The sequence below is a fragment of the Pseudomonas sp. YQ_6 genome (assembly GCF_043103245.1).
GTDB classification, from domain to species: domain Bacteria; phylum Pseudomonadota; class Gammaproteobacteria; order Pseudomonadales; family Pseudomonadaceae; genus Aquipseudomonas; species Aquipseudomonas alloputida.
Genome location: NZ_JBICJR010000038.1, coordinates 64,837 through 76,379, shown reverse-complemented (window position 1 = coordinate 76,379; position 11,543 = coordinate 64,837). Strand labels below are relative to the sequence as shown.

Sequence of the window (11,543 nt, the reverse complement as noted above, 5' to 3'; positions counted from 1 at the left end):
GCCGCATAGCGGCCCCTGTCAGCCCTTACGCAGGTGCAGCTCCTGGCGCAAATCGGTCAGGTAGGGAAACGCCCTGCGCCCTTGTACCACCCGCTCATGCTCGAGCTCTGCCAACAACTGGCACTCATCCCGCCCGGCCATGGCCAGCAAGCTGCCATCCGGGCCGATGATGCTGCTCTGCCCGCAATACTGGATCTCGTCTTCCGCGCCGCAGTAGTTGGCATATACCAGGTAGCACTGGTTTTCCTGCGCCCGTGCCCTCACGGTCACCTGGCAGGTAAAGTCGTACGGCGTCATGTTCGCCGTCGGCACCAGGATCAGCTCGGCGCCGTCCAGCGCCAGGCGTCGGGCGTTCTCCGGGAACTCGATGTCGTAGCAGATCAGCAGGCCAACCTTCCAGCCTTCCAGTTCCACCACCGGGAAGTGGTCCGCACCAGGGCTGAACATCGAGCGGTCCAGTTCACCGAACAGGTGGGTCTTGCGGTAATTGCTCAGGCTGCGGCCATGCGCATCGATCAGCTGCACGCTATTGTAGATCGCCCCATCATCGCCGCGCTCCGGGTAGCCATAGACAATGGCGATACGGTGCGCCTGGGCGATCTCCACCACAGTCATGGCTGCCGGGCCATCGGCGGCCTCGGCCAGGCGCTCGACCTGGGCCAGGCCGATGTTGTAGCCGGTCAGGAACATCTCCGGGCACACCAGCAACTGTGCGCCGCGTTCGGCTGCCAGCTGCGCCTGGTGGAGCAGCCGTTGCAGGTTGCCGGGCACATCCAGTGGCTTGGGTGCGCCCTGGTACAGAGCGATGCGCATGGTGCCTCCTTGTCTCAATCCGCCAGGGCGATCGGCCCGATTTCGTTGAACACATCGCCCGGGCCGGGGTTGTCGGGGTGGGTGTGGCCACCAAAGTGGTTCATGATACCCCACACTGCATTCAGCGACGTCTGCACCGCGCCTTCAACCCAGGCGGGGGTCCATGACACGTCGTCACCGGCAATGAAGATACCGCGCTGCTCCGCCGGCATGTCCTGCTGCATGAAGTGCGCGTACATGCGCTGGTTGTAGCGGTAATGGCCCGGAAGCGCGCCTTTGAAGGCGCCGAGGAAGTACGGGTCGGCCTCCCAGGAAACCGTGATCGGGTCGCCGATGATGTGCCCGGCGATATCGGTCTTCGGGTAGATCTTCTTCAGCGCATCCAGGGCCAGTTGTACGCGCTTTTCCACCGGGTGCGGCAGCATCTTCAGCGCGTCGCTCATCCACGAGTACGACAGGCAGATCACCCCGGGCTTGTCGTTGCCGTTGTCGAACAGGTAAGTGCCGCGGGTGAGGCGGTCGGTGAGGGTCATGCTCAGCAGGTCACGGCCGGTTTCCGGGTCCTTGTCCTTCCAGAATGGGCGGTCGACCATGACGAAGGTTTTCGACGACTGCATGTAGCGGGTACGGTCCAGGGCCATCCACATCTTTTGCGAGAACAGCGATTCCTCGCAGTCGATCTGGGTGGTCAGCAACCAAGTCTGGCAGGTGGCGAGTACTGCGCTGTAGTGGCGGGTATCGCCCCAGTTGTCGGTGACCGCCAGGCGGCCATCGGCGGCGCGGGCAATGCGCTTGACCCCGGTACGTGGTGCGCCGCCATGCAGCGTGCTGAGGCTGGTGCCCTCCGGCCAATGCACGCAGCGTTCCGGTACGTGGCGCCAGATGCCTTGTGGCACTTGTTCCACGCCGCCGACCACCAGGTGCTGGTGGTCGTCGCAGTTGGTCATCACCACGCGGAAGATTTCCAGCATCGAGTTGGGGAAGTCCGAGTCCCAACCGCCGGTGCCGAAACCGACCTGGCCGAACACTTCCCGGTGCTGGAAGCTCAGCTTGGCAAAAGAGCGCGAGGTGGCGACGAAGTCGTAGAAGGTGCGGTCGTCCCACAGCGGCACCAGCTTGTTCCAAAGTTCCTTCAGGCGCGGTACATCACGGTCGCGGATGGCCTGCTGGATATCGGCGAACTGCGCACCGCTCTCCAGCGCATCGGCCCAGGCGTCGGCTACCTCATGAAACAGTTGCGGCAGGTCGGTGGGCTTCTCGGCGTAGTAGGTCTGGCCTTCCAGGTCGATCACCGTGCTGCCCGAAGCCGGGGTTAGCGGGTTGGGGAAGGGCTTGGTTTCCAGGCCCAGCTTGTCGACGTAGTGGTAGAAGGCGGTGGACGACACCGGGAAGCGCATGCCACCCAGCTCGGCAACGATCCCGTCAGTGCCATTGAAGGCTTGCGAGCGCAGCCGGCCGCCCAGCTTGGAAGCCTCGTACACCACCGGCTTGAGGCCCAGCTTCATCAGCTCGTAGGCCGCTACCAGGCCGGCGATACCGGCACCGACAATGGCCACCTCTTCCCCATGGCGCTCAGCCGGAATGCTGCCCAGGCCTGCCGGGTGTTCCAGCCAGTCGTCGAAAGCAAAAGGGAAGTCCGGGCCGAAAATGGTGATTGGCTTCTTGCCGTCGGCGGGGTGGCGGTTCTTCTTGTTCATGAAATGACCTTGCCAGAGAGGCTGCGCGAGGAGCGGAGCCTGAGTATAGGAGATGCCCGGCTGTCATTTTAGGGAGTGGGGTGTTCGTTATTAAGGTGCAGAGTGTTGTCTGAATGTAGTTAGTTTCGTCGTAATGATCAGGTTCATGTTCATTAAGACGAGGCAGGCGGTCGAGGTAATTCAAAAAACGCCCTGGCCCTTTGTAGGAGCGGGTTCACCCGCGAATGCGTCGGTAGATTCTCTGCCCTATTCGCGGGTAAACCCGCTCCTACAACCGGCTCCTGCCGTGAAATCTAGAACTGACCCACGCCCGCTAACCTCACCCGAGCGCCAGTTCGTTCAAAGCGGCTGTCCACGGTCCACCTTGCTGCTGAGAATGATCGACGTGGTGGTTTTCTCCACACCGTCGACACTGCCAATCTGGTCGAGCAACTGATCCAGCTGCTCGGGCGAGTCCGTACGCAGCCAGGCCACATAGTCGAATTCGCCGCTTACCGCACACAGCTGCTGCACCTGGCCCATGGCACTCAGGCGCCGCACCACGTCCTTGCCGGAACGCGGCTGTACCTTGATCCCGACATACGCCTGCAACCCGCCGCCTATCACACTCTGGCCCAGGCGCACGCCATAGCCGGAGATAACCTTGTTTTTCTCCAGCCGCTCCAGGCGCGAATTGACGGTAGTGCGGGCGATGCCCAGCTGGCGGGCGAGGGTGGCGACGCTTTCGCGGGCGTTGATCTGCAGCAGGGCGATCAGCTGGCGATCGATTTCATCCAGCGTGATGGAGCGGGCATCCGACATGGCGAGTCTCTACGTTTGGCCCGCTAGCCTAGCCAGCCTGTGCCAATCAGGGCAAGGCCAGGTGCAGTCGATCACCGTTGACGGCGTCGGCTTGGTACTTTGGGTTAGAACGGCCGCGCATGTCCGAAGGCTGCGTCTTCGACACTAATTCGGCATGATGAAGTGCTAGTTCAACGGGAACCTCAGCGTGAACCTCGACCACCTGCTCGAATGCTGGCGACTGGAAGTCTCCAACAAGAAAAGGCCCGGACGCCCTATCAGCCTGCTGTTCAACGTGCTGCGCCGCGCACGCAAGGACAACAAACTGCGTTTCCTCTTCGCCTATCGCCTGGCCCAGTACCTCGACGCCCGCGGCGGCCTTGCCCGGCGTCACGCCCGGCGCATGCAACAGCGGCTCAACCTCAAGTATGGGGTGGACATCGACATCGGCGCCCAGATTGCCCCCGGCCTGCGCATCGCGCACCTGCCGGGGGTGGTGATTACCCGGTATGTGAGCATCGGGCGCAACTTCTTCATCCGGCAGAACTGCTCGATTGGCATCAAGACCCTGGGGCTGGATGAGTACGCACTGCGCATTGGTGACAACGTGAGCATGGGCGCCAACAGTTGCATCGTTGCTGATCGCATCGACATTGGCGATGACGTGGTGATTGGCGCGATGTCGTTGGTTACGCGGGATATTCCGCCTGGCATGACCTTCTACAACCCACGGCAGGTCGAGATGCGTCCTGGAGGGGGTTAACCAACAGCGGTACATTTGTGGACGTTGGCAGAGGGGGTGGTGGAGCAGACTGAGAGGGTTCTTATGGGGTTGCCCATGGTTGATGGCCTCGCCCGATGGACTGGATCGTGCAGTGGTGCGGCCTTCTTCGTTTAGCCCAGGCGCCGCGCTAGTGATGAGCGCACCGAACGAATACGCAAAGGCTTGAGGCAGTTGGCTCTGTAGCCAGCTTCCTGGCGTCCGTAGTCACGGGGCAGGCCCAGGTTCATTCATGGGCTTGCTCATCTGTGAGCCGATTAGCGAGCATATTCGGCTCATTTTGTGAGCTGATAATGGCGGCTATTCGGCTCATTGTCTGATTCTCAAGCTAGGGTGTTTGGCTTGATGTATCGATAGGGCACCTTTCCGCGATTATCGGCGTGCTGGGTGATCGGCTTCTTGGTGGGGCTGATTTCGCTGAGATACCGTTTCAGCGCTACTTCCAAGGTCATGCGCTCGGCGCCGCTGCGCTGGATGTACACCGCCCCTGACCATTTATTTCTTGCAGGCATGAAAAAGCCGCGCAATCGCGCGGCTTTGTCGTATCTGGTGGGCCCACACGGACTCGAACCGTGGACCAAAGGATTATGAGTTGTGGCCTAACACCACAACACTAGGTAAATCTAAGCAAATCCAGGGAAATATACAACTGCTACAACTAATTGATTTTCATAGATTTATCAAATTTAGGTAAATCATGAGGCACTTGGCACTGTACCTCTGTTGTACCTTTTTCTACCTCATCCGCGTTAACGCAGTGTGTACCACGGGATGGATGAACTTCCCCCAGGGTGGCCTCTTGCAGGGCAAACGTCGATGCCACGGATGGTGAAGTGCGGAATGGAGGAGCTGCCCTCTGGATGCCCTCTCGCTGGGCAGATGTCACTGCCTCGGATCTGGTAGTGGGGTATGGAGGAGGTGCCATCAGGATGGCCACGAGCTGGGCAGATATCGGTTCCTCGAATTGAGAAATGGGGTATTGATGAGCTTCCTTCTGGATGCCCGCGGGCTGGGCGCAGTTCTGTAGCCATTGCTGATCTCCTTCTCATGGGTTTTGAAAAAGACTAGCCGTAGAGCTCCGTATCGCTAGTGATACGGAGCATATCCTATGTCTACTTACGTTGCTCTTGAGGATTGCCGGCAAGGGCTCGAGTGTAATCCAGGTCGTTAACCTTCACCGGATCGGCCTTGAGCCAGTAATTCTCAGAATTACAGTTGGTGCACATCAATTTTGTTCCATCTTCGTTCAGGGCGTACTTCGTTGATGAGTCTCTGGAGAGAAGCACCAGTTCATTGCCATCCACTTCGAAATTACGATCCGTCGAGATTAGTTTGTTCGCAGTGCTGTAAGTGAATGCCCAGTGTTTCACGCCTTTCTCAGGACTTATCGACATAATGAATAGAGAATCATCTTTATAGTGACGTTTAGCTACCCAGTCACCACTGAACTTAACCAGCTTTGCAGCTTCAGCCCTACGTTTCTCCTCTTCTCTTTCTGCCGCTTGGCGCTTCTCTTCTTGCGCTTTCAGCATCGAGTCCACGTCGTATGGCTCAGAGTTGAGTAGTGCCCAGTCGATCGGCAGCCGGATCGAGCGTTCGCTGCAGTTTAGACAGTTCAGTCCGCGCTCATCTTCAGCACGTTTGAACGTCAGATGTACATTCTCTTTAGACGAGTCCAACAGAAGCTTCTCATTCTTATAAGATACTGCGAAATCGGTCAAACCGCTGATTTCTGCTGTGGACTTATTTACAATGAAAAATTTGGCATTGTCACCAGTAATATTCAGCACTAGATGTTTTCCGTAAGGGCCATCCGTTCCGTAAGCGCCGCTAAAATCTTCTCCCCCGCATCCTGCCAGACTTCCAACGGCTACGAGTGCGGCTGCAAATTTCATCATGTGGTTCACAGACTAAGTCCTTTCATTGAGAGCTAAACGAATTAGAGTCTGGCCTGCAGGCGTGGCCAGATTGGTAACCCTAATTCCGCACCACGTGTGGCAGAAGCCGACCAGCACGCAGGGCGAGGCAGCTCTTGTAGAGCTCGCGATGGCATTTTGACATCAAAAAACTGACTAGTGCTAGCCGGTAGAACGAATAGGGATCGGGAGGAAAAGCAGAGGACTGAAGCGAAAAGAGGAGCCTCAGGCTCCTCATTCTTTACTCCCTATGGGGTAGGGAGAGCGGGGCTCTGAGGCCCCTTGCTAAAGGGAGGAGATCGTCTGTATTCAGATCGAACCGCCTCTCAGTACCTGCCACACGCAGCGACTACGCTGGATTTACCCCTCCGCCTCGTACGCTGGACCGGCCAAGCGAATAGAATCATAACGGCTGCTTCTCAGGTTTCCAACCCAAATTGTGCAGCCAACTGCCGGCGTTGAATTTCCTGGTCGGTATGCAGGTCTTCTCCCCAGCAGGATTCAGTCAGATGCTGGCGCGCCTCGTCGAGGGTCTCTCCCAGGATGGCCAAAAGGGCAGCCCTAGCGATTTCGTCGGTGCTGAGGAGGGCGATCGCACGCAGTTGGTAACGTTCGGGATCTGTCATTTAGGTATTCTCCGAGAGACGTTCCAGGCGTCTCGCTTCTTGCTGTAGGAATGTCAGCTCCGCTATCTCCGGATCGTTTGTCAGTGGGGGGTAGTGACGTTCGCCGAATAGCCCCTTCTTCGTGTAGGCCTTCATGTGTCCAGCCCAGTCTTCTCTATTTACGGGGGGAAGTCCCAAAGAATCCCTTTTCACTGCAACGTAGTAGCGGAGTTCCTTCAGGGCATAACGGATTTCGTAATGATTAGGGAGTGAGAGAAATCCAGACAGTCCATAGAACCGCTCTAGTCGGTCTAGGTAGCTCTCCTTTTTGATCCAGCAGTACCAGACGCAAACGCTACCTAGTTTGATGCGAGGATCTGACTTGTAGGTGCCATTTGGCTCTGCTCCTGGTGGGCTACAAGCACAGAGTGCTGCAGCTAAGCAGGTTGCTGATGCTAACTGAATAGCTTTCCTCATAATTGTTTCTTTTTCCTTCTTGCTCATGTCATTATCAAAGAGATCGAAACTCCAATCGGTAGGCCGATCATCACGCATATAAATACCTTTGCTGCCTCACGTTGCCCGATAAGCCAGCAAAACAATGCGAGACATGCTGTATGTACCCAGGACATTGCCGCCCAGAACAAAACTGGTGGATATGGTAGAGGAATGTATGAGTTTGCCATGTTGATCAAAACAATTGTCGGAATGACCAAGCAAAGCCAAGCGGCTACTATCAAGAGCCGAATCTTCATCCTAGGCCCTCCCCAGGTAGTCAACTGTTGGAGCAGGTAGTGAACTCATACGTCGTTCCAGCTCGCGCTCATGCAACCGCTGAACTTCAATTCCGATTCCTAGGCGCGAATTCACCTCGCCTAGCAGCAACTCAAGTTCCAAGTCGTCCAGCTCCGGAGCTGCAGGGTGAACGCCGGATAGACCTTGGCAGAAATACAGGGAGTAGCCGATTAACTGCGGGCGGAGGTATCTAGGGTCATCGTCCAGGGTCCAGTAGCGATGGCTGAGTCTCAACATGGCATCAAGTAGCCAACGCAAATCTCGCGGCGGGCTGTCTGCCAAGTCATGCTGTTGCTCTAGGAAATCGCTGTAAGTGGTACTCATGGTCAGGCTCCATTGGTTGGGAAGCCTGACCATCCCCCTGTTTGCGGTGTGCCAGAAGCTATCAGTCGTCATTTTTTTTCGGACGTCTTTTCTGGCTACGTGGAGTTCTCCCGGTGCTGAAACGACCCTCGTTTGCTGCCACTCCTGGAACCAAAGGGGGGATGGACGAACGTGCAGAAGTGTTGCCTGTTGAGGACCACCCACCGCCGGAACTGACCTCCTGCGCGGTTCGTACTTTCTGTTGTGTCCCCTGGTCAGCCACGGAGCTCCCTCCGCCGTCGCCTCCTCCCGAAGGGCCGCCAGGGTGTTTATTGTCGCTCTCCATTGCTGCGGACCAGCCTCGGGAAATGACGCGCATCGCGATCCCTGCCACTACGGAGGCCGCTTCGGGAATCGTGGTTGCTGCATTCTGGGCGGCAGCGCCCAGAGGCCCGACGACAACGCCTGTGATCTTCATCGCCATGAAGGCGCTCACAGGAAGGATTAGCGCGAATACCAGCAGCAGAGATCCTCGCACTAGATCTTGATCTGCACTGGCCCCTTGCCAACCGGCAACAGCAGCAGCCTGAGTTACAGCCACGCTGCCTATAGAGATTGACGCGGCGACTGTTACCAACTGGGCCATGATCACAAGTAAGACAGGGAACACCAAGAGGGACAGCCAATTGGTTAGGCTGGTAATGCCTCGGATGAGGGCCATCATCAGATAGATCGGCATGGTGGTGAGCACAAGCCATAGGAGGGCTGCACAGCCGGCAACATAAAGAGGTAAGAGCGTGTACAAATCAATGTAACTGGACAGCGATTTGATTAACTGCAGACCGGTTACTGAGCCGGAGACTAAGTCCGACCACAAACTACTTTCTGCTTTTCCATCATTGAGGGAGCGGTTTATGGTCCGTTGCAGGGCTCGAGCAGCCCCTACCACACCGCTATTTGTATTTGCTGATTGACCATCGGAAGCTTTGCTTCCAGTCTCGACGAGGGCGTTATACGCCTGCTCGGCACCAAGTTGTGCGACTTGGTATGCCTCATAGCAGTTGCTTGGCGAGAATCCTTGAGCGGTTGCTTTCCCCTCGGATTCTTTCCATGCCTGAGCCCGTTTTTCCATTGCTGATGCTAACGCACCAGGTGCATCGCCAATTGAGAGGTAGTCGGGGGTGGTCCCTTCTTCGCCACGATACGCCCCGAGCCAATACCCTTTTGTTGGCAACTTATATGGCGATTGACTTACGAAAGGGTCATTTTTCTCCTTGAGAGCTGCAATGCCGGCAGCTCGGCGTCTCTGGATCGTGTTCAGATCGAGAACGTCTAACCATTGATAGGGTGTAAATCGGATGTGCCAGGCTTTGGATAGCTGTGCCATCAGTCCGATGTCGGAGTCTGGCATCCCCAGCCCACCACCACCCATGAGGCCAACAGCGTGATATGCCTCAATAGGCACAGCGTCCTGGGCCTTTTTGAACATTTCCGGTGACGGGTTGCACTGCGCATTGTAGTCCCGGATGAGTCTCGCCAGATCAGTATTCGCGAACTGCGATGCGGTCCGCTCAACAGCCGAGTCAGTGACACTTTGCGCCGGCAGAAACTGCCCCGCGTCGCTAAATCGTTCGTCCAGGGCGCGCTGCATGGCAGTGCTGAAAATTTTTTGTATGGAGAATGCCAGCGTTGCGCCGTGGGCGGTTAGGTTGACTGAGTCGACAACTGTTCCTGAGGGTAGTGTCAGCTTCTGAGGCTGCAGCCCCCAGCCAACGGCTAACAGCACTAGAGCACCAGACAGAACGCCTTGTCGCATTGTGTTCTGACCGAGCACTCCAATCAGCACCATGATGAGCATGATTGCGGCGCCACTGACAAATAGAGAGCCAGTGGCATGACCTATGGCGATCATCAGCGGGCTAGTGGCAACGATTAGCTGTTCTACGACGCCGCTGAATGTGGAGAAGATCCAGTCGAAATTTCGGAGTGACTCAGCGTCCATCATAGGGCCCTCCACTGCTCGGGTAGCAGCCAGCAGATCAGCGCCACGCCGAGCACGAAGGGGGCTACGACGCCTACAGTGCCCCAGGCCTCATATCCGAGCAGGGTTCCGGGCGCGAGTCCAAATGTGATCAGGTGTGCGATGCGCGTGCGGTTACGCCGCGAGAGCAGGCGGTCGGCGTGGATGCCAGGCTTGGTGCTAACACGATAAAGGCCCAGAGCGATCAGGGGCACCAGGATCAGTATTTGGAAATTGTCCATTGAGAATTCCTGCGAGGTTTGCGCGACCAGCAAAACGCAGGTGTTAGACGGATTCCAGCCAAAATAGGGGGCTGAATTTCGCCTATGGTAGGAGGGGGAGAGCTTGTAAGATTCTGACTTGGTGCACGGGCTCACACGTTGCGAGAGCCCGTGCTGAACGGATCAAACGAGCACCCTACCTACTAAAATGGCGATCAGATCAGGATCGAGGGGGCCCACGATAGGTACGGGAGTGGTGTCGAGCATCACCAACCAATATGGCGCCCGCTCGACGTTTACCTGATGATGCTCCTGCCAGGATTTCTGGGTTTCCTGCATGCCTATCTGGTTGACCAACCAGGCATCATTCAGATCGACCTCACCGTGCTCGTCCGCGATGGCGCAGAGCTTACTTGCCTCCGAAAGGAGGCGACCTGCATCGGGTTGGTTGATCCCATATTGTGTGGCGATTTTCTCAACCTGAGTTTCATTCATTGGATGCTCCTATTGGCCAGTTGGTACCTCATGCCTAAAGAGCACGCTGGGGGATTGGACTCCAGTCAAACCCTAGGGCTGGAATTCCGACTTATCCGCGGGTAGATCCCAGATAAGAGTTCGTGATTGAAATGCGGCCATGGCCGAGTTCCTCCGTGATGATTTGGCGGGCATCTCGATCATCAAGCCCTGCGGAAGTAAGCCCTTCTGGAAGCTGGGGTATTGGCCGTATCACTTGTCCAAACCACCCGTTTTCTCCGCCAACAAGATGAGCTTGTGTCGACAGGGTTCGTTGTACCGCTGGGCACTGTCTCCCTGTCAATTGAAGGTATCGAGTCTGTGCGTAGAGGTGGCGCAATCCATGGTTTTTATGGAGCCCGGCTGCATTGGTTTGGTATTCATACCGTTTGAGCTGCTGCGCGTACGAGAGGTGAGCAGGGATTAGGCTTGAGGTTCCGCAGAAGTCGTGTAGCTCGCGGAGCAGTGCTTTCTGCTCTGGAGTCCGAATCAGGATTTCTCGAGCCCTGCCCCCTTTGCACCAGGAGGCCGCCAGAGCAATGCGATCGGTCCCTCTGTCTGCTTCCGCGACCCGGAATTTAATTGACTCCTCGCGACGCAGACCGAACTCGGCCTGGAGACGAAGGCTGAACTGGATATGGCGGTCATGTACCTGCTGTAGAGCCCCTACAGTCAAAGCGGTAGCACGGGATTCGCGAGCAATGTACTGGCGACGTTCGATACCGAGGTCATCATTTCTCAACCCGGCAACGCCGGGCCGGCCGGCCTTCTCGCAGGCCCAGCGCAGATGCGCCATCCGGTTTTTTATCGTGGCGGGGCTTAGGCCGTCACCTTTCCATTTACCTACCAAGGCTCGTAGGTGCTTTTGGGCGACACGATCAGCACGTAGGTTCCTATAGCCAAGTTCTCGGAGCTGTCGTGCCGATAGGCTGAGGGTGGCCCGTCGTGCTGATTGCGTGGAGAAAGAACCGTCGCGATTGTGTTTTTGTGTCTGCACCCAATCCCATTCGAGTTTGTCCATAACCATCGCTCAGTGAATATCTGAAGCAAGGTCAACACATTGACCCGGCCCGTTCCATTCAAAGGCTAGGGCTGAAAT

General features: G+C 56.9%; 12 protein-coding genes and 1 pseudogene. 1 reads left to right on the top strand and 12 read right to left on the bottom strand.

Going from position 1 to position 11,543, the window contains the following annotated elements:
* Nucleotides 1–18: 18 nt before the first annotated feature.
* The 3 genes from ACF8FG_RS12175 to ACF8FG_RS12165 all read right to left on the bottom strand — a co-directional run bounded on the left by ACF8FG_RS12175 (nt 19) and on the right by ACF8FG_RS12165 (nt 3,311).
* Entirely contained in the window at nt 19–813 is a 795-nt protein-coding gene (locus ACF8FG_RS12175; RefSeq protein ID WP_014589434.1) for a carbon-nitrogen hydrolase family protein, read from the bottom strand.
* A 14-nt stretch (nt 814–827) separates the two neighbouring features.
* Nucleotides 828–2,510: an NAD(P)/FAD-dependent oxidoreductase gene (locus ACF8FG_RS12170; RefSeq protein WP_003255585.1), complete on the bottom strand. Its 1,683-nt coding sequence runs from the start codon at nt 2,508–2,510 to the stop codon at nt 828–830.
* A gap of 339 nt (nt 2,511–2,849) precedes the next feature.
* Entirely contained in the window at nt 2,850–3,311 is a 462-nt protein-coding gene (locus tag ACF8FG_RS12165) for an Lrp/AsnC family transcriptional regulator (protein WP_011953292.1), read from the bottom strand.
* A 187-nt stretch (nt 3,312–3,498) separates the two neighbouring features.
* On the opposite strand from ACF8FG_RS12165, the gene ACF8FG_RS12160 reads away from it, so the two are divergent.
* Complete coding sequence (locus ACF8FG_RS12160; RefSeq protein ID WP_014589435.1) at nt 3,499–4,053, top strand: serine acetyltransferase; 555 nt, start codon at nt 3,499–3,501, stop codon at nt 4,051–4,053.
* 392 nt (nt 4,054–4,445) lie between these two features.
* On the opposite strand, the pseudogene ACF8FG_RS12155 reads toward ACF8FG_RS12160, so the two are convergent.
* The 9 genes and pseudogenes from ACF8FG_RS12155 to ACF8FG_RS12115 form a co-directional block, all read right to left on the bottom strand.
* Nucleotides 4,446–4,553, bottom strand: a pseudogene (locus ACF8FG_RS12155) (site-specific integrase); the annotation flags it as partial.
* Nucleotides 4,554–5,183: 630 nt separating this feature from the next.
* On the bottom strand, nt 5,184–5,978 hold the full coding sequence (locus ACF8FG_RS12150) for a hypothetical protein (RefSeq protein WP_267853685.1): 795 nt from the start codon (nt 5,976–5,978) through the stop codon (nt 5,184–5,186).
* A gap of 428 nt (nt 5,979–6,406) precedes the next feature.
* Nucleotides 6,407–6,613 carry a hypothetical protein gene (locus ACF8FG_RS12145; RefSeq protein ID WP_125857202.1) on the bottom strand — a complete coding sequence of 69 codons (207 nt, stop codon included), beginning with the start codon at nt 6,611–6,613 and terminating at the stop codon, nt 6,407–6,409.
* Nucleotides 6,614–7,147: a hypothetical protein gene (locus tag ACF8FG_RS12140; protein WP_392518819.1), complete on the bottom strand. Its 534-nt coding sequence runs from the start codon at nt 7,145–7,147 to the stop codon at nt 6,614–6,616.
* Nucleotides 7,148–7,348: 201 nt separating this feature from the next.
* The gene (locus ACF8FG_RS12135) at nt 7,349–7,711 is read right to left on the bottom strand and encodes a hypothetical protein (RefSeq protein ID WP_392518818.1); all 363 of its coding nucleotides are present in this window, start codon (nt 7,709–7,711) and stop codon (nt 7,349–7,351) included.
* A gap of 61 nt (nt 7,712–7,772) precedes the next feature.
* A complete protein-coding gene (locus ACF8FG_RS12130; RefSeq protein WP_392518817.1) occupies nt 7,773–9,695 on the bottom strand; it encodes a hypothetical protein in 1,923 nt (640 codons plus the stop codon).
* Nucleotides 9,692–9,952 carry a hypothetical protein gene (locus tag ACF8FG_RS12125; RefSeq protein ID WP_043269324.1) on the bottom strand — a complete coding sequence of 87 codons (261 nt, stop codon included), beginning with the start codon at nt 9,950–9,952 and terminating at the stop codon, nt 9,692–9,694. Before ACF8FG_RS12125 ends, ACF8FG_RS12130 begins: the two co-directional genes overlap by 4 nt.
* 162 nt (nt 9,953–10,114) lie before the next feature.
* Complete coding sequence (locus ACF8FG_RS12120; protein ID WP_392518816.1) at nt 10,115–10,426, bottom strand: hypothetical protein; 312 nt, start codon at nt 10,424–10,426, stop codon at nt 10,115–10,117.
* Nucleotides 10,427–10,517: 91 nt separating this feature from the next.
* Nucleotides 10,518–11,465, bottom strand: a complete 948-nt coding sequence (locus ACF8FG_RS12115; protein ID WP_114763377.1) for a phage integrase N-terminal domain-containing protein — start codon at nt 11,463–11,465, stop codon at nt 10,518–10,520.
* Between the last annotated feature and the right edge of the window lie 78 nt (nt 11,466–11,543).

Excerpts from the sequence above, each read along its gene's own strand:
- ACF8FG_RS12175 (WP_014589434.1), bottom strand. The coding sequence starts at position 813 with ATGCGCATCGCTCTGTACCAGGGCGCACCCAAGCCACTGGATGTGCCC.
- ACF8FG_RS12170 (WP_003255585.1), bottom strand. The coding sequence starts at position 2,510 with ATGAACAAGAAGAACCGCCACCCCGCCGACGGCAAGAAGCCAATCACC.
- ACF8FG_RS12165 (WP_011953292.1), bottom strand. The coding sequence starts at position 3,311 with ATGTCGGATGCCCGCTCCATCACGCTGGATGAAATCGATCGCCAGCTG.
- ACF8FG_RS12145 (WP_125857202.1), bottom strand. The coding sequence starts at position 6,613 with ATGACAGATCCCGAACGTTACCAACTGCGTGCGATCGCCCTCCTCAGC.
- ACF8FG_RS12140 (WP_392518819.1), bottom strand. The coding sequence starts at position 7,147 with ATGCGTGATGATCGGCCTACCGATTGGAGTTTCGATCTCTTTGATAAT.
- ACF8FG_RS12135 (WP_392518818.1), bottom strand. The coding sequence starts at position 7,711 with ATGAGTACCACTTACAGCGATTTCCTAGAGCAACAGCATGACTTGGCA.
- ACF8FG_RS12130 (WP_392518817.1), bottom strand. The coding sequence starts at position 9,695 with ATGATGGACGCTGAGTCACTCCGAAATTTCGACTGGATCTTCTCCACA.
- ACF8FG_RS12125 (WP_043269324.1), bottom strand. The coding sequence starts at position 9,952 with ATGGACAATTTCCAAATACTGATCCTGGTGCCCCTGATCGCTCTGGGC.
- ACF8FG_RS12120 (WP_392518816.1), bottom strand. The coding sequence starts at position 10,426 with ATGAATGAAACTCAGGTTGAGAAAATCGCCACACAATATGGGATCAAC.
- ACF8FG_RS12115 (WP_114763377.1), bottom strand. The coding sequence starts at position 11,465 with ATGGACAAACTCGAATGGGATTGGGTGCAGACACAAAAACACAATCGC.